Raw genomic sequence first — 21,135 nt, forward strand, 5'->3', positions numbered from 1 at the left:
ATAAACTATAGCTTAATGCGATAAGGTAGTGATTTTTTAAGAGCATAGTAAACAGCATCAAAAAAGTGCTCAAAATTAGAAATAGTTTTTCTTATTTCATTCTTGATTTTAAACCAGTAATGCTCAATAGAATTTAAGTCAGGAGAGTAAGTTGGTAAAAATAAAATACTGCAACCAACAGATTCAATTAACGTTTTCACTTTTGTACTTTTATGAAAATTAATATTATCCATTACTACTATCTGACCAGCCTTTAATTCCTTGATCAATATCTCTTGTACATAAGTTTCAAAAATGTCCTTATTACATGTCCCATCAAATATTATTGGGGCAATAATATCTTTGACACACAGCCCAGCAATCATACTAATCCGTGATTTATGTTGATAGACCTTTTCTCACCATAACATCTTTGACCGATAATGCTCCACCCGTGTTCTCTACAGCTATTATCTTCTATCCCAGACTCATCGATAAATACTAAATCTTGTTTATCTATAGTTTTTAGTTTCAATATAAACTCATTCCTTAGACCAATATCCCTTTTGGGATGAAGAAAAGTTTTTTTTATAACTATAACCTAATTTATTAAGCAATCTTGATATCGTACTTGCAGATACTTTTTGACTCCAGTTATTAGCTAGCTCCATGGTGGTTTTATCAAAATTTAATTCTATAAATTTTTTAAATCCCTCTATGTCTCTTATTATTCTACGATGTCCTGTATGATAACCACTTTTTGCTTTGACATCCCCAGTTTGTTTCTTTAATTTTTTCCACTCTATTATAGTCTTCCTACTAATAAAGTATATCTCTGAAGTCTCTTTTATTGTTTTACCATCTGTTAAACTTTTTATTACTCGTATTCTTAAATCGTATGAATATGCCTTTGCCATAAGTTTTTCATTTAGTATAATCCAACTCATACTATAAGTCACTACCTTATCGCATTAAGCTATATTAACCATTTTTAATAAAATATTAGTATACTTTGACTCAACTTAAAAAAGAGTAATCGGTTCATAAAGCGAGGAACGTAAGCCGTTACTTAAATGCCAATTTTGAAGTTCTATCTTAGTATACATCCGCTATTGTAGGACATATAGCGGCTCATGTCAATTTTTTCTTATATAAATTCCAAATGCAATAAAATGCAGCAGCAGAGCTAATACTTAAAACTAAGAACAATAAAGCAAAATTACCTATTGTATCACTATGTAATTTAGAGACTAAAAAAGTTACGGCTGCGATTAGTACATAATATATTGCACCAAATACAGAACCTGCTGTGCCTGTTACCTTAGCATAATCTTCTAAAGCATAACGAAGAGTCATAGGAATCAGTAAATTATGCCCGACCATGTGTAGCATCATAGGTGCAAATATCATAATAACCGCTATGTTTTGACTCACCTCTTTATCCTGTAATATTCGAGCATCAATTGCAAGCAAGCTACAGCCTATTACACTAAAAATAAGCCCTAAAATCATCACTTTTTGATCATGTATGTGACGTTTTTTTATTAAATATCCTCCTAAAAATCCACCAAAAATACCGGCGAAAGATAATAAGAATGCCAATTTACCATAAAAAGATGGAGCAACTTTCATTTTATAAATGAAAATAAAAGGGGCTTCTATATAAAAACCATAATATATGCCGTTAAATGCTCCAATAATAAAAGCATATAACCATAAGCTTTTATCTCTGATAACTACTTTTAAAACCTCAAAATATTTGCTAGTTTGCGAAAAATTTATATAAGGATTTGTTTCAGGTAAAATTTTATAATATAAAATTAATAATACTGTACCTGTAAGACTGAAGAATACAAAAGTGTAATGCCAACTTGAATATTCTATAATATACCCCCCCATAGATGAACCCAAAGAAGGGATAAATAAAAGCCATGGAGATAGGCTAGCATAAACATATGATAATTCTGAACCTTGATAAGAATCACGAGCCATAGCCTGCCCGATCACTGAACCAACACTTACGCCGAAAGCCTGCACAAAACGGGCTAACATTAATGTTTCTATGTTAGGTGCAAAAATGCTAATAATGGAAGATATAGCGTAAATACAAAGCCCAAATAAAACAATCAGTCTTCTGCCGTAAATATCGGATAATCTGCCAAGCGTTAATATACCAAGAGCAAAACCTAGATAATATAGGCTAGATGTGATTTGGGTAGTATTACCATCGGTGTTAAAATATTCAGTGATACTTGGTAGACCTGAAGTATAGACTGTTTCCGTTATGGGTGATAACGTGAATAAGCATAAAAGCATCCATGCTGGAATCTTCGCAATAATTTTCATAAATTTTTAGGCTCTGTCCAAATAAGTGTGGGAATTTCTCAAAGGTTATATAAAAATATAATATAACAAAAGGAGAAATTATATGCGCCAAAAACAAAATGAAGCAATAAATCAAGCGATAGATTTATTAATAAATAATGATACAGATATATCAACATTACTTAAAGAGGATGGTTTATTAAAGCAATTAACCAAACGGCTTGTAGAGAAGGCATTGCAGTCAGAGATGAATAATCACTTAGGATATGATAAATATTGTCATACTGATAGTGATAATGTTCGTAATGGTAAGAATGTAAAGAATCTAGTAACAAATAATGGAGTTATAGAGATTGAGGTTCCAAGGGATAGAAGTAGTACATTTGAACCTGCATTAATTCCAAAGCGTCAAAGACGTATTGAAGGATTTGATGATAAAATAATATCGTTATATAGCATAAATCATTAAGGTACTGACAGAGCGAGAGTATCATGTTATAGTAAGCAAATATTAACAAGCATGTAAAGAGATATGGCACGAGCATATGCAATAGAACTAAGACTAAGAGTTATAAAAGCTGTAGAAGCAGGGATACGAATAAGTAAGGTAAGTAAATTATTTAATGTAAGTCGTGATACTATATATAAATGGAAAAAATTAAAAGATAAGCAAGGTACTTTAGAAGCAGCAACTGGTTATCAGAAAGGACATAGTCATAAGATAAAAGATTCAGAATCTTTTAAAGAATTTTTTAAAGCTAATATGAATAAAACATCAAAGGAGTTAGCAAAGCAATGGGGTAATATTGCATCTGTAACTATTTTAAGACAAATCAGAAAACTTGGCTATAGCTATAAACAAAACTCATTTTCATCCGAAAAGAGATATTAAATTAAGAAATGAATTTATAGCAAAGATACAAACCATCACAAAAGACAAATTAGTATATCTTGATGAATCTGGAATAGAGGATAATGCTTGCAAAGAGTATGGATGGAGCATTATAGGACAAAGGTGTTATGGAGAAAAGGTGTATCAACATAAATTTAGAATAAGTATGATAGCTGGTCTTTGTAATGGTAATCTTATTGCTCCTGTAATATTTGAAGGTAATTGTAATACAGAGGTCTTTAAAACTTATATTAGGGATGTATTAATTACAGAATTACAACCTGGGCAAACCGTTATTATGGATAACATTAATTTTCATAAAAATTCTAAAGTTAAAGAGTTCATTGAATCCGTTGGTTGTACCATATTGTATTTACCAACTTACTCTCCTGATTTAAATCCTATAGAGCATTACTGGTTTAAGATAAAAAATGAAATTAGGAAAGTTGTAGGAGATTTTGAAACATCAAAACTTACGCTATGTTTGGTTCTAAATATCGTAAAGATGGAGAACGCAGCTGTTGTTGCATATAGTCATCTAAAAGCCCTAACTTTATTTGGTAAACCGTTTTACCGATTGTATTTGCAGTCCTTTTGAGAAATGCCCAAACTAAAAATGCCCAACTAATATGATTACGTTGAATACGCTGTTTCCTGCATTGACAACGTTCTATCCCAGTAAGTTGCTTAATTTCTCTGTGCATGCTCTCAATTACCCATCGAAAGCCACACTCATCTTGTGCAGCTTTAGAAGATTTGTGAGTTTTGTTATTGGTAACAACATACTCAACTCTGTTGGTAGAAACAGTAAATTTAAACAAATTAACATGCTTATTTTTAGCAAAGCCTTTTATATGAATCTCTACTCCATGCCTGATCTCTTCATCTGAAAATGTCAACTCTTTTACAGCTTTATAAGGTTTAGAATCGTGCGTTTTACTAACGTTTCTATTGGCTTTAATAGGGGCATAATAATATTTCCCCAGAGAGTCAACATGTTGCATAATTTTGTGTGTAGAATACCATGTGTCAAAAAGTACTGTTTGAAAAGGAATCTTCTTGCTATAAACAGCATTATTTAACATGTTTAATAGGTGTTCTAGTTTTGTTGCTCCATCATGATCAGGTGCAAAAATTCGATAATCTATTACCCAAAACTTATTAATATCAGGGTTATAATATACCAGACTCACTACTCCTATACCTTTAGTAACTCTACCTGTAGCTCCACTGTACTGCGATCTTGCAATTTCTATTTGCTTCGTATTCCTTTTATTTAAAACCGTATCATCAAATATTGTATATCCATTAGATGAAAAAATAACATCATTCTTGATGTGTTCCCATAACAAAGAAGGTGTATATTTTTCATTCCTTAAAAATCTATTAATAACATCATGACTACATTTCTTTGCATGTTCAGCGTAGTAGGTTAAACTATAATTCTTTTGGCTAACTATTGAAAATTGACAATAATCTGTCCTATTAATTGGTATTGCTTGCAACTTTATCCTCTTTGACATGTTTAATTATTTTTACAATAATTTATCACTTTTTTACTCATAGCGTAAGTTTTGACATATAAGGTTACCTATACCTGAAAAAAATATAACATTTTTTTAAAAATGTCCGGTACTATAGAATAAATCACGAGGTGACAGAGGTACAATTAAGCCACATGGGCAATCTCACAAAATTGTATTAATTACAGTTTAGCGGAATATTTAATATACTAGTCCAAACTGTATCCCAGCCTTTTGCATGAGTAATATTAGGGAAAACCTTATACTTAACGCAATTAGATGAGCTAGCTTTTATATAAAGTTCTGTGATGAAAGTTGGAACTCTTTTGTCATCTGCTCCTGAGAGATGCAGTTGAGGGATATGACTGATTTGCTTTGCGTAATTTATTGGATTTAATGATTTAGTTAGATAACCACGATAATTATGGTGTTTGTCAAATTTCTCAGTATCTAAATTACCGGCAATCGTTATAATATCTTTCACATTACTATTTTGGCTAGCAATTAATATAGTAAGCCCACCACCGCCTGAAAAGCCAACTAAGCTAAATTTCTGCCCGTTATTAATAGTATTTATGACATCATTAATTGAATTTACTACTTCATAGTTCATTCTTTTATCTAACCAATAATCATTAACGCATTTTCCATTCATCTCTAAAGGAGTATCTTGACAAGGTCTTGCTATATAAACAACGTTTGGTCGCTTATCGATTGTAGCAAGTCTTAACAACATCGGATTAACAGGGGTAGGGTTGTCAGAATTAATGCCTCCATCTGCAAGATGCCCGTCCCCTTCAATGTAAAATACAAAAGGCTGATTACGATCAGTAACACGCTGATAAGTCGTAAGAATAAAATCACCACCTTTTACAAGTTGTTGCTGAAAATTATTTTGTTTAGCTATATCTTGAGAGTGTTTCACTCTACTCGCAACGTCATGGGTAGTAGAACAACCAGAAAGTAGAACAGAAACTAAAAATATTATCCAAATAAAATTTTTCATAATGTATTTAATGGTTATTTTCCTCGTCATTGCGAGTAAAAACTGGCTTTGTTGTATGACTCCAATGTCATTCCCGCGTAGGCGGGAATTCAGAAATAATAAGCATAGATACAGCAAGTCCGCCGTTGCTAAGAATGACATATAAGGTCCCCCACATCTAAATAAAATATAGCATTTTTTTAAAACTGTCCGGTACTATTTCAAGCAACTAGATGACACAGTAAGCTTCGCCACTCCTCGCAATGACGTTACGATAATTAGAACGGTATTTCGTCATCTAAGTCGCTATGATCAAAAGAAGGTTTGGAATGTTTATATTCACTATGACCTGAATCTTGAAGATTAGAACTAGTAGAATTTTTGCTATCCAACAATATTAATTGTGAATTAAAATTTTGCAACACGATTTCTGTAGTATATTTTTCCACGCCTGAACTATCATTCCATTTACGAGTTTGTAACGAGCCTTCAATATATAATTTACTACCTTTTTTAACGTAATTTTTTACAACAGATACTAACCCTTCGTTAAATATCACTACTCTATGCCATTCGGTCTTTTCTTTTTTTTCACCGGTAACACGGTCTTTCCAAATATCGGTGGTGGCTAAAGAAAGATTCGCTATTTCCTTTCCTTCCCCCGTAGTTCTAATTTCAGGATCACGTCCTAAATTGCCTATTAATGTCACTTTATTTAAGCTACCTGCCATAGATTACCTATTTTAAAAATATTATTATTGCAATAATAAAATAAAAGAGCCTATAATACTACAGGTTTTTTAAAATATCCTAAAATTTTTCAGTAAGAGTGATATGAACCAAGAATATATCAAGGTACGTGGTGCTAAAGAGCACAATCTAAAGAATATAAATGTTGATATTCCAAGGAATAAATTTGTCGTTATAACTGGTCTTAGCGGTTCGGGTAAATCTTCCTTAGCGTTTGATACGATTTATGCAGAGGGTCAAAGAAGATATGTTGAGAGCTTATCTTCATATGCAAGGCAATTCTTGCATTTACAAAACAAGCCAAATGTTGAGTCTATTTCTGGGCTATCGCCAGCTATTGCGATTGATCAGAAGACTACCTCTAAGAATCCGCGTTCTACAGTTGGAACTATAACCGAGATTTACGATTATCTCAGATTATTATATGCAAGGGTTGGGATTCCTTATTCTCCGGCAACGGGTCTTCCTATACATAGTCAAACTGTTTCTGAAATGGTAGATATAATAAACGAATTGCCTATGGGAACGAAGATATATTTACTAGCTCCGATTGTCAGAGGACATAAAGGGGAATTCAAACGTGAGATTATGAATCTGAAAAAGCAAGGATTTCAGAAATTAATTGTTAACGGGGAAACTTGTGAAATAGATGATTTACCAAAGCTTGATAAAAATAAAAAACATAATATTGAAGTAATTGTTGACAGAATAGTTTTAGATGAGAATTTAGGCAATAGGCTAGCTGATAGTTTAGAGAGTTCATTAAATCTTGCTGATGGTATTACCTACGTAGAAATCGTAGAATTACCAACTGCAGCTAATACTGAATACGAAAAAAATCAACGTATAACTTTTTCTGAAAAATATTCTTGTCCAGTGTCAGGATTTCAGCTTACAGAAATTGAACCAAGAATATTTTCCTTTAATAGTCCTTTTGGTGCATGTCCTAAATGTGAGGGAATTGGTAAAGAGTTTTTCTTCGATTGTGATTTAATTGTACCAGATCATAGAATATCCATTAAAGATGGTGCAATAGTGCCGTGGGGCAGTACGTCCTCAAAATTTATCCTAGAGACGTTAAAAGCACTTGCTGAGCATTATAAATTTTCTATAGAGTCACCTTTTTCAGCTTTATCTGATAATATTAAAACAATTTTGTTTGAAGGTTCTGGAGAAGAGGCGATAAGGTTTGAGTTTCATGATGGTTCTAAAACACAAGTAATTCATCAGCCATTCGCTGGAATAATACCGAGTTTGCAAGAAAAAGATCGTACTATAGAATCGGTTTTGATCAAGGAAGAGTTAGCTAAATTTAAGTCCGAACATAAATGTACGGCTTGTAATGGCTATAGGCTAAAAGATGAAGCTTTATGTGTTAAAATAGTAAATATTCATATAGGTGAAGTAGCAGATATGAGTATTGCAACACTGCAACAATGGTTTGCTCACCTAGAACAAAAATTAAATAAAAAACAATTATTTATCGCTGAACGTATCCTTAAAGAAATTAATGAAAGACTAAAATTTTTGATGAATGTTGGGCTTGATTATCTAACATTGTCACGAGAATCTGGTACTTTATCAGGAGGTGAAAGTCAGCGTATCCGTCTTGCTTCGCAAATAGGATCAGGTTTAAGCGGTGTTTTATACGTACTTGACGAGCCGTCCATTGGCTTGCATCAACGTGATAACACTAGATTAATTGAAACGCTAAAAAGGCTAAGGGATCTTGGCAATACTGTTTTAGTGGTAGAACATGACGAAGAAACAATGTATGAGGCTGATCATATTATTGATATAGGTCCAGGGGCTGGAATTCACGGTGGTCGTGTTATTGCTGAAGGTAATGCTGAAGAAATAAAGAATTTTGAAGAAAGTATTACAGGAAGATATTTAAGCGGTCGTCAAACAATTAAAGTGCCAACGCAAACTCGGACAGGACATGATAACAGAGCAATAGAGCTTATTGGAGCTGTTTCTAATAATTTGGATAATGTCGATATAAAAATTCCGCTTGGTACATTTACTGCCATAACGGGGGTATCAGGAAGCGGAAAATCAAGCTTAATGATTCATACTTTATATAAGGCTGCTTTAAAACATTTAGAGCCTACAGCAAAAGTATTTCCAGGAAAATATCAAAAATTAAAAGGGCTTGAATATATAGATAAAATTATCGATATTAATCAGTCACCAATCGGCAGAACTCCACGTTCTAACCCTGCAACTTATACTGGTGCCTTTACTCATATTAGGGACTGGTTTGTAGAACTGCCTGAGTCAAAAGCCAGAGGTTATAAAGTCGGTAGGTTTTCATTCAACGTTAAGGGTGGTAGATGTGAGGCATGTCAAGGTGATGGGCTAATTAAGATAGAGATGCACTTCTTGCCTGATGTATATGTAAAATGCGACATTTGTAATGGTCATAGATATAATAGAGAAACTTTAGAGATAAAATATAAAGGTAAATCTATTGCTGATATATTAATGATAACTGTTGAAGACGCAATGCAATTCTTTGAAAAAATCCCATTAATTTATGAAAAGCTTATTACCTTGAATGAAGTAGGGCTTGGTTACATTAAAATCGGTCAATCGGCAACTACTCTTTCCGGAGGGGAGGCACAGCGTGTTAAACTTGCTAAAGAGCTATCAAGACGTTCCACTGGTAAAACGCTTTATATACTAGATGAGCCGACTACAGGGCTGCATATTGACGATATTAATAAATTGCTAAAAGTACTGCATAAGCTTGTTGATATGGGAAATACTGTTTTAGTTATCGAGCATAATCTAGATGTTATAAAAACAGCTGATTACATTATCGATGTTGGTCCTGAGGGCGGTGATAAAGGTGGTAAGATAGTGGTACATGGCACCCCTGCCGATATTGCTGCTTGCTCTGAAAGCCATACTGGTAGGTATCTAAAGCAGTATTTGAAATGATATAGTTTATTAGATGTGTAGCATTGACGCGGCAATCTCAGGAATTTGGTACTATATTTATTAGGATTATATTAATTCGAAATAACGATTATTTTAATATTTTATCAATCTGTTTTAGAGGAATTAGAGAGGTAATTAAAAATTTACCTTCTTGTATTCCATTATAAACCAAGTAACTTTCAATATTTGGATCGAGTTTATAAAAATAGTTTAGATTTTTTACATAATCAGGTTGGAAAGTTGAATTAAATTTAATTTCAACAGCTTTTATTGTTCCACCCCACTCTGCAACAAAATCTATTTCATGACCGCTCTTATCTTTCCAAAAATAAAAATTTGCCGGTAATCCTAAATTCAAACGTCCCTTCAGCAGCTCTAATATTACTAAATTTTCATAAAGTGCTCCTTTAAGATAATGTGTTTCTAATTGTTGTTCTTTTTCAAGTCCTAGTAATGTGCATGCAATACCTGTATCGTAAAAATACAATTTTGGCATTTTAATAAGACGTTTATTAAAATTTTTATAGAATGGTTGAAGAAAAAAAATAATATAGCTTGCTTCCAGTATGCCAAGCCATTGACGGGCTGTTGTATGAGAAATACCGCAATCTAAAGCAAGTGATGAAAAATTTACAATCTGTCCAATTCTTCCAGCACATAATTTTAAAAAAGTTTGAAATCGATTAAAATTTTCAATGTTTTTTAATTGACGTACATCACGCTCAATATAGGTCTGAATATAGCTTGGGTAAAAATCTAAGGGATGCATATTTAAATTATGCAATAATGGATATCCACCTTTAAATATACTAGCTAAAGGATTTTTTGCTTCTTTTAGTTCTGATAAGCTAAGAGGTAAAAGAGTAACCATACCTATACGACCAGAAAGAGATTGTGATATATGGTGACTTAAACTAAAATTTTGAGAGCCTGTAATTACATATCGTCCTTTTTGGGATGATTCATCTACCACACCTTGCAGATATGATAAAAGTTCTGGAACATGTTGAACTTCATCAAAAATAGCTCCATTTTGATAATGAGCCAAAAATGAGCGTAAATCTTGTTGTGCTTGAATTCTAGTGTCTAGGTTTTCTAACGATACATAAGTTAAATGAGGAAATAATATTTTTGCAAGAGTAGTTTTCCCTGATTGTCTTGGTCCAGTAATACCTAAAACTGGGTAAAATTTAGAAAATTTTTCTAAAACTCCTTGTATAAAACGTTGATACATTTTAAATATTGCCTAATTGAATTTAATAGTTTCAATTTAGCACTAATTAATTAAAAATTCAAGAAATTTAATTTTTCTATTTTTAGATATTACGCATTTAATATTCATAAACACCCCCTAACCTGGTTAATCATCTGTAAATATTGATTCTGGAAGCTTCTGGAATCAATATTTTTAATATCCCAGTTTTCACTATTTAGTATTACTGTTTTAACATTTAATTTGTTATATAAGTTTGGGTTTTGCTCAGTACTTAAAATAAGGCATTTATTATTAGACTCTTTAATTAAAGAGTCTAATTTACTAAAATATCTTAAGCTTTTTTGACTGTCACTATATAATTTTGTCGTACGGATATTTGTATCAACAAAAAAATACTCGCTACTGTCGCTTAATAAAATCACATCTTTTATATTAGCAAACTCGTTATTTTTAGCTTCTTGCAAATCTTGTAATTCTTTCATTGCTAGCTCAAGGTTATTATTAATATCTGCTTGTAAATCAGGAAATTTTTCACTAAATATTTTAGCAAATTCTTTTGTCATAATTTGAACATTATCAAGATCAAGCCAAATATGCCAATTATCTTTCATGGTTTTTAAATCTTTAATATCACTGATTTTTATAATTGTTTTAGCATGATTATTAATTAATTTTTCAGCAAAGCCATCAAACTCTTCATCTATATAAATAGCAATATCGGCATTTTTGACTTTCGCTAGATCACTTGGTTTTAAATTATAATGATGCGGGCAGCCATTACTTACGGCTAAACTTTCTATCTCTACTTTATCTTTAACCAGCATTGCAGCAATACTTGCGATTGGGGTAATGCTCGTAACTATTTTTGGTTTAGCGTAGCTAGTAAAGCTGAAGAATAGGAAGTAGAGTAGAGTTATTGTTATCCCGTGACTTGTCCAGCGTTGTGGCGTGGCTCCTATGTCATTCCCGCAAAAGCGGGAATCCAGAAAAAATAAATTTTTATACTTCATAGTTTTGATTGAAAATTCAAGGACTAAGTAGAACAAAACCTATAAATTTTCTGCCCAAATTTCATTGGGGGTTTTATAACCAAAAATCTTTCTTGGCATGTTATTTAAAATCTCAGCAATATTGTCAAGACCTCTTTGTGTAACGGTTGTAATATCTGTATTTTTAGGTAAAATTCTATGAATCATAGAATTCATTTTCTCCACTAGTGCTTTTTGTCTAGGGCGGTATGGATCACAAAAGAAAGTTTGAAACCCAGATAGTCTATAAGCAAGATGCCCTACAAACTCTTTGCCATTATCCATAGTAATAGTCTTTCTAACACTACTTGGCAGCGTTTTGATCTTTTTTAAAAACCCAGTGGTAACTGTTTTAGCTCTCTTGGAGTTATTCAGCACTAAAATAATCTTTTGACTCTTTTTATCCACCAGCACACCGATATTCATACTTTGATTACCTTTATAAAATGTAAGATCTGCCTCAAAATTCCCTACTTCTAGCTTTTGCATTGCTATTGCATCACGCTGATGTATTGAGATCCTTTGTGGTATAATGATCCTTTGATGCCTTGTCCCCCTTTCTTGCCTTTTATATCTTTTAGAAGGTAAATAGCTATATAACTTTAATTTAGCTGCTACTGCAGAAGTGTAGACGAATCTATATATACTTTCTGTACTGATACAACAAGCTGTATTTTTGTCCAGTTTTAACTTTCCGGCTATAGCATCCGGTGACCATTTCTTGTGAATCATAGCATTTTTGATATAATTTAACAAAATAGGTTGCTCATCCCAATCTCCTTGTTATCTATTGTATTACTTCAGTTTTAAATTGTTTGAATGTTGTCATCCCTCATTCTTATTAGGAATAAAAGTAATCCCCGCCGCAAGCAGCGGGGTATTTTAGAAGAAAGCTAGCTGATGATCCTCATGCAGTTTCTGATATTCCTTGCCTTGGTTTTTTACGTATTTTCCTATCATATTCTCATTTCCATGCTTACCTACCGTACTCGTAAAATATCCATCAGTCCAAAATTCTCCACCCCATAATTGTTTCTTTACCTGTGGACACTGTCTAAATATTTGACGAGCTGTAACACTTTTAATTGTTGTTACTATTTTTGTTACGCTATAGGTTGGTACAGATTGTACCAAAAAATGGACATGATCTTCATCAACCCCTATTTCTAAAAATTTTATTTGATATCTCTTTTCTATCTCTAAACATATTTCTCGTAATACTTGATCAACTGATACGTCAAACACTGCTCGGCGATATTTTGCTGGAAATACCATGTGATACAGCAGTACCGTAACATTATGACTTTTATGTATATATTTGCTCATTCCGCCATATTACGCCGCAAGCGGCGGGGAATATACCCAAAAGAGATTTAAATCATAATTAAGCATTATAAATAACTCATTTAGAGCATCTTTAGAAGAATAATTCTTATTGCCTTCGTAATGTGTTGTAGCAACTAATTCCTTTATCACTGCTCTTATTGATAACCATACAATTAAATTATCATGTTTTTGCCTATTATAATGTATTGATATCCTTTCAAATTCAGGATAATTAGCTATATCTTCTTCTTCAACATATGGCATGAACATTGCTAATGATTCATTCACCATTGCTTTATCTGGAGAGCTGGCTAATATTTCTTTTCCTACTGCATCATTTAGATTTATCACATGATTAATATTATGAATATTACTATCAAGAAAAATATGATCAAAATTCTGATCTAATAGTTCTTGTATCTCTTGGCTATTCTGGATTACAGTTAGTTTATTAGAATGAGCAAAACTAGTAATTTCCATAATGGTTGGGGGTATGTGCTTTCCTAAAAAATCTATTATGCATACTGCTCTTTGTAACGATTTTAAGTCTAAGTGTAATATAGAGCCTTGCTTAATACATCCAGTTGCTAAGACTACGGGATAACACTCTTCTAGTACATCTTGATAATGTACCTCTAAATTCAAGTTTTTAGCTTCTTTATAATACAATAATACAAAATGCTTTTTACTCTCAAATCCTATACACTTTAGCTTTTTTAAAGCCCTGACTAATAAATCTTCATTGTGGACCTTATAATATAATCTAGCAGGCATCATTGGCTCATTGGTAGTAGTATAGATTACTGTATCATTATGATCATTAATACAATTAGTTATCATACTATTTATTATCCTCTACTTGTTTTAGTAATGCACTTTTTCTTCTATAACTATCTGATTGAATTTCTAAAATTGTAGCATGATGAATGAGCCTATCAATCGCTGCTACAGTCATAGAATTAGTAGTAAAAATGCTATCCCACTGACTAAAAGGTTGGTTAGCAGTTACAATCATACTACCAGATTCATATCGTTGAGCAATCAACTCAAACAATACATGTGTTTCTCCTTCATCTTTACGTACATAACCAATATCATCAAGGATAATAACATCATACTTATCTAATTTGGTCAGTTCATTTGGTAATCTATACTCTTTACGTGCAGCTTGTAAAAGCTGTACTAGTTTAGTAGTAGATATAAATAATACCTTAACATGTTTCTCCACTAAAGCATATCCTATTGCAGCCGCTAAGTGACTTTTGCCTACTCCAGACGGACCGAAGATTAAAAGATTTTCTGATCTCTTTATCCAGGCAGTATTAAAAGCTAATTCCTCTATCTTAGCTTTATTCAGTGGCTGTACTTGACTAAAATCAAAAGTGGTTAAAGATTTACCAGGTGGTAAGTGTGATTTCCTAAGATAAGCTTGTACTTTTTTCCTATGACGTGTCTCTACCTCCTGTTCTAAAAGAATAGAAAACAGTTTATTATAACTCCATCCTTCAATTTGTGCCTTCTCTAAAAAGTTTTCCCATGTCTCAAGTATAGTCAATAATCCTAATTCTTTTAGAAGAATTGGTAAAGTTGCAGAATCATGCATAACAACCTCCTACAGCAAACACAGATAAAAGATGATCATATGTTTGTAGCGAATGTTGTGTTACTCCTATAGGTGGTAATAATGGATTATTACTACAAGATTGAAAACGTATTTGCAATAAACTCAAAGAAGGTATCTGACCTTTAGAAAGAGATGACAGCACCAATTCTCCTAGTGCCAGTTCACAATCATAATCAGCAGCTAACTTTAAAATACCTACCATTAATTTATTCGCATGCTTTGGCTTACAATGCTGATTAATCAAATTCCAAATGTTTTTATATGTCTCATTTGGTAAAATATCATCCCGTAGAATAGAACCACGAAATGCTCCAGGCTTCTTTATCAAAGCATTTACTAAATGGCGGTAATTAATACATCTAGATCTTTGCCATTTTTTATTTTTATCAACTCTTGAAAATTCAAGGACTAAGTAGAACAAAACCTATAAATTTTCTGCCCAAATTTCATTGGGGGTTTTATAACCAAAAATCTTTCTTGGCATGTTATTTAAAATCTCAGCAACATTGTCAAGACCTCTTTGTGTAACGGTAGTAATATCTGTATTTTTAGGTAAAATTCTATGAATCATAGAATTCATTTTTTCCACTAATGCTTTTTGTCTAGGGCGGTATGGATCACAAAAGAAAGTTTGAAACCCAGCATAGTCTATAGGCAACATGCCCCACAAACTCTTTGCCATTATCCATAGTAATAGTCTTTCTCACACTATTTGGAAGAGTTTTTATCTTTCTTAAAAAACCATTGGTAACTGTTGTAGCTCTCTTGGAGTTATTCAGCACTAAAATAATCTTTTGACTCTTTATTATCCACCAGTGCACCAATATTCATACTTTGATTACCTTTATAAAATGTAAGATCTGCCTCAAAATTCCCTACTTCTACCTTTTTCGTAGCTATTGCATCACGCTGATGTATTGAGATCCTTTGTGGTATAATGATCCTTTGACGCCTCTTCCCTCTTTCTTGCCTTTTATATCTTTTAGAAGGTAAATAGCTATATAACTTTAATTTAGCTGCTACTGCAGAAGTGTAAACAAATCTATATATACTTTCTGTACTGATACACAAAGCTGTATTTTTGTCTAGTTTTAACTTTCCGGCTATAGCATCCGGCGACCATTTCTTGCGAATCATAGCATTTTTAATATAATCTAACAACATAGGGTTCTTTTCTATTTTTAATAACTCTTGCTGATACATCCTGTTTTCATATTTTTCCTGAGCAACACAAGGCATATACTTATCTTTTACCTTATTTCTTTTTAGCTCCATACTAATAGTGCTTTTCCTCGTAAGATGTTGTGCTATCTTATTAATACTGACTCCTAGGTCATACATTCTTTTTAGCTCATATCTCTCTTCTCGAGATAAGTGTCTATATTTTCTGTTCATCATTACCTATTTAAAATCTTATTATTTTAAATAGGTTCTGTTCTACTTACTTATAGTATTTTCACATAACTGGATTCCCGCCTCCGCGGGAATGACATTATCGTGTCCAATAACTCCAACTTACTAGGCTTAAAATCTTGATCTATCCAAATCTTTTTTAAGTGGTTTAGTTTTTCGCCTATTTTCTTTTGCTCTATATTCATAGTCAGTAAATCAGTACCATTTATTGGGAATTTAGGTCGTTCTAATGAATCATATATATTTATAAATTTTGTTATTTGTAAATATTCTATCTTACCTAATATATTTGCTGTTAACAGATATTCTTTATAATTTTTATGTTCCAGCCAGATTTTTTTTATATCAAATTCAGTGATTATATTTTTACGAATAAAATCTAATATGGATAATATTTGGATAGTTTCGTGTTTTGAAAATTTCCAGTTCAAGAAGATTTTTAAGTCTAAATCTTTTTGATGATATAATAATAATGCATATCTATAAACTAGTTCTAGATTAAAGTTTTTAGCTTGCTCTGCAATTTTTATTTCATAATTTTGGATGGAAAATATCAATGCCAAAATTCCTATTTCAAACATTACCTTTAAAATTTCGGGGCTATTGCTTGAGACTATAATTCTATTGAACTCGCTTTTTATCCGTTCTCGTGATAAGCTCATTAAGCCGTTTTTTAGTTCCTCGCATGCTTTAAGGCTTTCTGGATCAAGCCTATTTGCATAATAGCTAGAAAAACGAAAGAATCGTAAAATCCTTAAATAATCTTCTTTAATTCTTTGGTGAGCAGCCCCTATAAATATTACTTTTCGCTGTTCTAAATCTTCAAACCCATTAAAATAATCATATATTTTACCTTTAAAAGGACAATAGCTTAAAGCATTAATAGTGAAGTCTCTTCTTTCAGCATCTTCGGCAAAATCATTGGTAAAGATTACCTTAGCGTGTCTGCCGTTACATTCAATATCTTTCCGAAGAGTTGTAATTTGAAATTGTTCCTTTTCTAAGATAGCTGTAATTGTACCAAATTTTAAGCCAGTTGGTATAGTTTTTATCTTAGCTTGGGATAAAATGCTTGTTACTTCATTTGGTAGTAAGTTTGTCGCTATATCAATATCATAACTATCTTTACCAAGCAAAGCATCTCGGACTGAACCACCAATTAATCTTGCTTCTCCTTTTTTGTTAAGAAGATTCAAAATTTTTTTATACCCTTTTGAAGTAATGTTTAATGTTTTATTAATAGTTTGCATGACTAGATTTTATTCGACATTTTTTAGAATTGCAAAATATAAGTATAACCGGATTTTTGTTTAAAAAATCTTTATCAATAGTCATCAGATTTCCCGTGCATTTTGCTCTATGATTAAGATTGATATGAATTTCGGCTTCTTTGCAATAGTTATTTTTATTAAAGATGATTCTCTGCCCGTAATTAGTAGCAAAAATATTATCTTTTAGAGGCAGTAGCGTGCTGCCTTTTTGTCAAACCAATTAGCCTAATAAACTCTATTAAATGTTGCCATTTTATCAGCATAAATTTCAAGCTTACCTTGCTTATTTTTAACCCCAATTGCCATATTACCCACATCGAATATTAATTCAGGTTTTGGCGAATAAAGCATAAATATAAAGGATATTGCCATAATTACTAATCCAAATAACCGCCACGTAGTTTTCCATATACAAATCCAAAAAAATCCAAATAAAAATAGTAAGATACTGAAATTTGTAATATAGCCAAAATACCAAACCGAACCGGGTAAATTATTAAAATAGTGGGCTGATCTGATTATTATTTCAATGAAAAATCCTATAATTTTTAAAATATAACTATCAAACCCAATCATAGTAAAAGGCAGAGATGGCATAAACAAAAAGGACATTACAGGTACAGCAATAAGATTTGTTGGTACTGAGTAAGTAGAAAATATAAAAAACTGATTTATTACTACGGGGGCAGTAATGATGCTTGCTAAAAAACTAGAATAAATATTTGATATGGTATAAAATTTTATTACTCCAAAAATGCCTTTTTTCTCTCCGAGTAACCACGAATTTTTAAGATAAAACTCATAACCTGCTACAAGTGATAATACGGCAATAAAAGATAGCTGAAAACTTGGATGAAAAATATATTCGGGATTTAGCGATAATATTACAAACGCCGCAATGTGAAAATACTATAGCTTAATGCGATAAGGTAGTGACTTATAGTATGAGTTGGATTATACTAAATGAAAAACTTATGGCAAAGGCATATTCATACGATTTAAGAATACGAGTAATAAAAAGTTTAACAGATGGTAAAACAATAAAAGAGACTTCAGAGATATACTCTATTAGTAGGAAGACTATAATAGAGTGGAAAAAATTAAAGAAACAAACTGGGGATGTCAAAGCAAAAAGTGGTTATCATACAGGACATCGTAGAATAATAAGAGACATAGAGGGATTTAAAAAATTTATAGAAATAAAAGTAATCCCCGCCGCAAGCAGCGGGGTATTTTAGAAGAAAGCTAGCTGATGATCCTCATGCAGTTTCTGATATTCCTTGCCTTGGTTTTTTACGTATTTTCCTATCATATTCTCATTTCCATGCTTACCTACCGTACTCGTAAAATATCCATCAGTCCAAAATTCTCCACCCCATAATTGTTTCTTTACCTGTGGACACTGTCTAAATATTTGACGAGCTGTAACACTTTTAATTGTTGTTACTATTTTTGTTACGCTATAGGTTGGTACAGATTGTACCAAAAAATGGACATGATCTTCATCAACCCCTATTTCTAAAAATTTTATTTGATATCTCTTTTCTATCTCTAAACATATTTCTCGTAATACTTGATCAACTGATACGTCAAACACTGCTCGGCGATATTTTGCTGGAAATACCATGTGATACAGCAGTACCGTAACATTATGACTTTTATGTATATATTTGCTCATTCCGCCATATTACGCCGCAAGCGGCGGGGAATATACCCAAAAGAGATTGAAACTAAAAACTATAGATAAACAAGATTTAGTATTTATCGATGAGTCTGGGATAGAAGATATAGCATAAATCATTAAGATACTGACAATTTAATAGTGTTAAAAACAGCATCATAAAATGTTTCAAAATCTCCTACAACTTTCCTAATTTCATTTTTTATCTTAAACCAGTAATGCTCTATAGGATTTAAATCAGGAGAGTAAGTTGGTAAATACAATATGGTACAACCAACGGATTCAATTAACTCTTTAACTTTAGAATTTTTATGAAAATTAATGTTATCCATAATAACGGTTTGCCCAGGTTGTAATTCTGTAATTAATACATCCCTAATATAAGTTTTAAAGACTTCTGTATTACAATTACCTTCAAATATTACAGGAGCAATAAGATTACCATTACAAAGACCAGCTATCATACTTATTCTAAATTTATGTTGATACACCTTTTCTCCATAACACCTTTGTCCTATAATGCTCCATCCATACTCTTTGCAAGCATTATCCTCTATTCCAGATTCATCAAGATATACTAATTTGTCTTTTGTGATGGTTTGTATCTTTGCTATAAATTCATTTCTTAATTTAATATCTCTTTTCGGATGAAAATGAGTTTTGTTTATAGCTATAGCCAAGTTTTCTGATTTGTCTTAAAATAGTTACAGATGCAATATTACCCCATTGCTTTGCTAACTCCTTTGATGTTTTATTCATATTAGCTTTAAAAAATTCTTTAAAAGATTCTGAATCTTTTATCTTATGACTATGTCCTTTCTGATAACCAGTTGCTGCTTCTAAAGTACCTTGCTTATCTTTTAATTTTTTCCATTTATATATAGTATCACGACTTACATTAAATAATTTACTTACCTTACTTATTCGTATCCCTGCTTCTACAGCTTTTATAACTCTTAGTCTTAGTTCTATTGCATATGCTCGTGCCATATCTCTTTACATGCTTGTTAATACAAAACTTACGCTATGAGTAAAAAAGTGATAAATTATTGTAAAAATAATTAAACATGTCAAAGAGGATAAAGTTGCAAGCAATACCAATTAATAGGACAGATTATTGTCAATTTTTAATAGTTAGCCAAAAGAATTATAGTTTAACCTACTACGCTGAACATGCAAAGAAATGTAGTCATGATGTTATTAATAGATTTTTAAGGAATGAAAAATATACACCTTCTTTGTTATGGGAACACATCAAGAATGATGTTATTTTTTCATCTAATGGATATACAATATTTGATGATACGGTTTTAAATAAAAGGAATACGAAGCAAATAGAAATTGCAAGATCGCAGTACAGTGGAGCTACAGGTAGAGTTACTAAAGGTATAGGAGTAGTGAGTCTGGTATATTATAACCCTGATATTAATAAGTTTTGGGTAATAGATTATCGAATTTTTGCACCTGATCATGATGGAGCAACAAAACTAGAACACCTATTAAACATGTTAAATAATGCTGTTTATAGCAAGGATTCCTTTTCAAACAGTACTTTTTTTGACACATGGTATTCTACACACAAAATTATGCAACATGTTGACTCTCTGGGGAAATATTATTATGCCCCTATTAAAGCCAATAGAAACGTTAGTAAAACACACGATTCTAAACCTTATAAAGCTGTAAAAGAGTTGACATTTTCAGATGAAGAGATCAGGCATGGAGTAGAGATTCATATAAAAGGCTTTGCTAAAAATAAGCATGTTAATTTGTTTAAATTTACTGTTCCTACCAACAGAGTTGAGTATGTTGTTACCAATAACAAAACTCAAAAATCTTCTAAAGCTGCACAAGATGAGTGTGGCTTTCGATGGGTAATTGAGAGCATGCACAGAGAAATTAAGCAACTTACTGGGATAGAACGTTGTCAATGCAGGAAACAGCGTATTCAACGTAATCATATTAGTTGGGCATTTTTAGTTTGGGCATTTCTCAAAAGGACTGCAAATACAATCGGTAAAACGGTTTACCAAATAAAGTTAGGGCTTTTAGATGACTATATGCAACAACAGCTGCGTTCTCCATCTTTACGATATTTAGAACCAAACATAGCGTAAGTTTTGTTTATTCTCATTTGATTATTAAATAATTGATTGTTATAGTAAATTTAATTGTA

General features: G+C 32.0%; 22 protein-coding genes and 3 pseudogenes. 6 read left to right on the top strand and 19 right to left on the bottom strand.

Annotation, left to right across the window (positions count from 1 at the left end; all coding sequences use genetic code 11):
• Positions 1 to 5 precede the first annotated feature (5 nt).
• Positions 6 to 896, bottom strand: a pseudogene (locus tag AAGD55_RS10445) (IS630 family transposase).
• A gap of 214 nt (positions 897 to 1,110) precedes the next feature.
• Positions 1,111 to 2,325, bottom strand: coding sequence for a Bcr/CflA family efflux MFS transporter (locus AAGD55_RS10450; protein ID WP_341791421.1), 1,215 nt, complete (start codon positions 2,323 to 2,325; stop codon positions 1,111 to 1,113).
• 82 nt (positions 2,326 to 2,407) lie between these two features.
• Between AAGD55_RS10450 and AAGD55_RS10455 the strand changes: the two genes are divergently transcribed.
• Positions 2,408 to 2,773, top strand: a complete 366-nt coding sequence (locus AAGD55_RS10455; RefSeq protein ID WP_341791422.1) for a transposase — start codon at positions 2,408 to 2,410, stop codon at positions 2,771 to 2,773.
• A 63-nt stretch (positions 2,774 to 2,836) separates the two neighbouring features.
• A pseudogene (locus AAGD55_RS10460) lies at positions 2,837 to 3,698 on the top strand (IS630 family transposase); the annotation flags it as partial.
• Here the strand turns inward: AAGD55_RS10460 and AAGD55_RS10465 are convergent.
• From AAGD55_RS10465 to AAGD55_RS10475, 3 genes are all read right to left on the bottom strand, one after another.
• Positions 3,670 to 4,719, bottom strand: coding sequence for a transposase (locus AAGD55_RS10465; protein WP_341791423.1), 1,050 nt, complete (start codon positions 4,717 to 4,719; stop codon positions 3,670 to 3,672). The pseudogene AAGD55_RS10460 and the gene AAGD55_RS10465 sit on opposite strands and share 29 nt — an antisense overlap.
• A gap of 178 nt (positions 4,720 to 4,897) precedes the next feature.
• Entirely contained in the window at positions 4,898 to 5,725 is an 828-nt protein-coding gene (locus tag AAGD55_RS10470; protein ID WP_341792589.1) for an alpha/beta hydrolase, read from the bottom strand.
• Positions 5,726 to 5,982: 257 nt separating this feature from the next.
• Positions 5,983 to 6,435: a single-stranded DNA-binding protein gene (locus tag AAGD55_RS10475; protein ID WP_341791424.1), complete on the bottom strand. Its 453-nt coding sequence runs from the start codon at positions 6,433 to 6,435 to the stop codon at positions 5,983 to 5,985.
• 103 nt (positions 6,436 to 6,538) lie between these two features.
• Between AAGD55_RS10475 and uvrA the strand changes: the two genes are divergently transcribed.
• Positions 6,539 to 9,400 carry an excinuclease ABC subunit UvrA gene (uvrA, locus tag AAGD55_RS10480; protein ID WP_341791425.1) on the top strand — a complete coding sequence of 954 codons (2,862 nt, stop codon included), beginning with the start codon at positions 6,539 to 6,541 and terminating at the stop codon, positions 9,398 to 9,400.
• A gap of 88 nt (positions 9,401 to 9,488) precedes the next feature.
• Here uvrA and AAGD55_RS10485 read toward each other — a convergent pair whose 3' ends face one another.
• The 12 genes and pseudogenes from AAGD55_RS10485 to AAGD55_RS10540 all read right to left on the bottom strand — a co-directional run.
• Positions 9,489 to 10,634, bottom strand: a complete 1,146-nt coding sequence (locus AAGD55_RS10485) for an ATP-binding protein (protein WP_341791426.1) — start codon at positions 10,632 to 10,634, stop codon at positions 9,489 to 9,491.
• A gap of 104 nt (positions 10,635 to 10,738) precedes the next feature.
• Positions 10,739 to 11,626, bottom strand: coding sequence for a metal ABC transporter solute-binding protein, Zn/Mn family (locus AAGD55_RS10490; protein ID WP_410526136.1), 888 nt, complete (start codon positions 11,624 to 11,626; stop codon positions 10,739 to 10,741).
• A 39-nt stretch (positions 11,627 to 11,665) separates the two neighbouring features.
• Positions 11,666 to 12,400, bottom strand: a complete 735-nt coding sequence (locus AAGD55_RS10495; RefSeq protein WP_341791427.1) for an IS30 family transposase — start codon at positions 12,398 to 12,400, stop codon at positions 11,666 to 11,668.
• Between the two features lie 126 nt (positions 12,401 to 12,526).
• Positions 12,527 to 12,970: an IS200/IS605 family transposase gene (gene tnpA, locus AAGD55_RS10500; RefSeq protein WP_341790826.1), complete on the bottom strand. Its 444-nt coding sequence runs from the start codon at positions 12,968 to 12,970 to the stop codon at positions 12,527 to 12,529.
• Between the two features lie 9 nt (positions 12,971 to 12,979).
• Entirely contained in the window at positions 12,980 to 13,747 is a 768-nt protein-coding gene (locus AAGD55_RS10505; protein ID WP_341791428.1) for a hypothetical protein, read from the bottom strand.
• A 64-nt stretch (positions 13,748 to 13,811) separates the two neighbouring features.
• A complete protein-coding gene (gene istB, locus AAGD55_RS10510) occupies positions 13,812 to 14,573 on the bottom strand; it encodes an IS21-like element helper ATPase IstB (protein WP_341791429.1) in 762 nt (253 codons plus the stop codon).
• Positions 14,566 to 15,015 (bottom strand): hypothetical protein, encoded by a 450-nt coding sequence (locus AAGD55_RS10515; protein WP_341791430.1) that lies wholly within the window; start codon positions 15,013 to 15,015, stop codon positions 14,566 to 14,568. Before AAGD55_RS10515 ends, istB begins: the two co-directional genes overlap by 8 nt.
• A gap of 3 nt (positions 15,016 to 15,018) precedes the next feature.
• A complete protein-coding gene (locus tag AAGD55_RS10520; RefSeq protein WP_341791431.1) occupies positions 15,019 to 15,255 on the bottom strand; it encodes a hypothetical protein in 237 nt (78 codons plus the stop codon).
• Positions 15,212 to 15,415, bottom strand: a complete 204-nt coding sequence (locus AAGD55_RS10525) for a hypothetical protein (protein ID WP_341791432.1) — start codon at positions 15,413 to 15,415, stop codon at positions 15,212 to 15,214. Before AAGD55_RS10525 ends, AAGD55_RS10520 begins: the two co-directional genes overlap by 44 nt.
• Positions 15,366 to 15,992: an IS30 family transposase gene (locus tag AAGD55_RS10530; protein ID WP_341791433.1), complete on the bottom strand. Its 627-nt coding sequence runs from the start codon at positions 15,990 to 15,992 to the stop codon at positions 15,366 to 15,368. Before AAGD55_RS10530 ends, AAGD55_RS10525 begins: the two co-directional genes overlap by 50 nt.
• Positions 15,993 to 16,039: 47 nt before the next feature.
• Positions 16,040 to 17,257 (bottom strand): CCA tRNA nucleotidyltransferase, encoded by a 1,218-nt coding sequence (locus tag AAGD55_RS10535; protein WP_341791434.1) that lies wholly within the window; start codon positions 17,255 to 17,257, stop codon positions 16,040 to 16,042.
• Positions 17,258 to 17,737: 480 nt separating this feature from the next.
• A pseudogene (locus AAGD55_RS10540) lies at positions 17,738 to 18,178 on the bottom strand (ComEC/Rec2 family competence protein); the annotation flags it as partial.
• Between the two features lie 44 nt (positions 18,179 to 18,222).
• Between AAGD55_RS10540 and AAGD55_RS10545 the strand changes: the two are divergent.
• Positions 18,223 to 18,516 carry an IS630 transposase-related protein gene (locus tag AAGD55_RS10545; protein WP_341791435.1) on the top strand — a complete coding sequence of 98 codons (294 nt, stop codon included), beginning with the start codon at positions 18,223 to 18,225 and terminating at the stop codon, positions 18,514 to 18,516.
• Here the strand turns inward: AAGD55_RS10545 and tnpA (AAGD55_RS10550) are convergent.
• Entirely contained in the window at positions 18,513 to 18,956 is a 444-nt protein-coding gene (gene tnpA / locus AAGD55_RS10550; RefSeq protein ID WP_341790826.1) for an IS200/IS605 family transposase, read from the bottom strand. The genes AAGD55_RS10545 and tnpA (AAGD55_RS10550) overlap by 4 nt on opposite strands.
• Here tnpA (AAGD55_RS10550) and AAGD55_RS10555 point away from each other — a divergent pair.
• Positions 18,949 to 19,074 carry a hypothetical protein gene (locus tag AAGD55_RS10555; protein ID WP_341791436.1) on the top strand — a complete coding sequence of 42 codons (126 nt, stop codon included), beginning with the start codon at positions 18,949 to 18,951 and terminating at the stop codon, positions 19,072 to 19,074. The genes tnpA (AAGD55_RS10550) and AAGD55_RS10555 overlap by 8 nt on opposite strands.
• Before the next feature lie 4 nt (positions 19,075 to 19,078).
• Here AAGD55_RS10555 and AAGD55_RS10560 read toward each other — a convergent pair.
• Positions 19,079 to 19,949, bottom strand: a protein-coding gene (locus tag AAGD55_RS10560) for an IS630 family transposase (RefSeq protein ID WP_341790894.1) whose coding sequence is annotated in 2 segments (ribosomal slippage) — positions 19,079 to 19,621 and positions 19,623 to 19,949 — 870 coding nt in all. Because the reading frame shifts where the segments join, the coding sequence is not laid out codon by codon here.
• A 77-nt stretch (positions 19,950 to 20,026) separates the two neighbouring features.
• On the opposite strand from AAGD55_RS10560, the gene AAGD55_RS10565 reads away from it, so the two are divergent.
• A complete protein-coding gene (locus AAGD55_RS10565) occupies positions 20,027 to 21,076 on the top strand; it encodes a transposase (RefSeq protein WP_341791437.1) in 1,050 nt (349 codons plus the stop codon).
• Positions 21,077 to 21,135: the final 59 nt, after the last annotated feature.

This window comes from Rickettsia endosymbiont of Gonocerus acuteangulatus, from assembly GCF_964026435.1.
Classification (GTDB): Bacteria; Pseudomonadota; Alphaproteobacteria; order Rickettsiales; family Rickettsiaceae; genus Rickettsia.

What these genes read in the sequence shown, in the direction of transcription:
- uvrA (WP_341791425.1), top strand. Translation starts at nt 6,539, where the DNA reads ATGAACCAAGAATATATCAAGGTACGTGGTGCTAAAGAGCACAATCTA.
- AAGD55_RS10520 (WP_341791431.1), bottom strand. Translation starts at nt 15,255, where the DNA reads ATGTTGCCTATAGACTATGCTGGGTTTCAAACTTTCTTTTGTGATCCA.
- AAGD55_RS10535 (WP_341791434.1), bottom strand. Translation starts at nt 17,257, where the DNA reads ATGCAAACTATTAATAAAACATTAAACATTACTTCAAAAGGGTATAAA.
- AAGD55_RS10505 (WP_341791428.1), bottom strand. Translation starts at nt 13,747, where the DNA reads ATGATGCCTGCTAGATTATATTATAAGGTCCACAATGAAGATTTATTA.
- istB (WP_341791429.1), bottom strand. Translation starts at nt 14,573, where the DNA reads ATGCATGATTCTGCAACTTTACCAATTCTTCTAAAAGAATTAGGATTA.
- AAGD55_RS10450 (WP_341791421.1), bottom strand. Translation starts at nt 2,325, where the DNA reads ATGAAAATTATTGCGAAGATTCCAGCATGGATGCTTTTATGCTTATTC.
- AAGD55_RS10530 (WP_341791433.1), bottom strand. Translation starts at nt 15,992, where the DNA reads ATGATGAACAGAAAATATAGACACTTATCTCGAGAAGAGAGATATGAG.
- AAGD55_RS10485 (WP_341791426.1), bottom strand. Translation starts at nt 10,634, where the DNA reads ATGTATCAACGTTTTATACAAGGAGTTTTAGAAAAATTTTCTAAATTT.
- AAGD55_RS10490 (WP_410526136.1), bottom strand. Translation starts at nt 11,626, where the DNA reads ATGAAGTATAAAAATTTATTTTTTCTGGATTCCCGCTTTTGCGGGAAT.
- tnpA (WP_341790826.1), bottom strand. Translation starts at nt 12,970, where the DNA reads ATGAGCAAATATATACATAAAAGTCATAATGTTACGGTACTGCTGTAT.
- AAGD55_RS10475 (WP_341791424.1), bottom strand. Translation starts at nt 6,435, where the DNA reads ATGGCAGGTAGCTTAAATAAAGTGACATTAATAGGCAATTTAGGACGT.
- AAGD55_RS10465 (WP_341791423.1), bottom strand. Translation starts at nt 4,719, where the DNA reads ATGTCAAAGAGGATAAAGTTGCAAGCAATACCAATTAATAGGACAGAT.
- AAGD55_RS10470 (WP_341792589.1), bottom strand. Translation starts at nt 5,725, where the DNA reads ATGAAAAATTTTATTTGGATAATATTTTTAGTTTCTGTTCTACTTTCT.
- AAGD55_RS10455 (WP_341791422.1), top strand. Translation starts at nt 2,408, where the DNA reads ATGCGCCAAAAACAAAATGAAGCAATAAATCAAGCGATAGATTTATTA.
- tnpA (WP_341790826.1), bottom strand. Translation starts at nt 18,956, where the DNA reads ATGAGCAAATATATACATAAAAGTCATAATGTTACGGTACTGCTGTAT.
- AAGD55_RS10565 (WP_341791437.1), top strand. Translation starts at nt 20,027, where the DNA reads ATGTCAAAGAGGATAAAGTTGCAAGCAATACCAATTAATAGGACAGAT.
- AAGD55_RS10545 (WP_341791435.1), top strand. Translation starts at nt 18,223, where the DNA reads ATGAGTTGGATTATACTAAATGAAAAACTTATGGCAAAGGCATATTCA.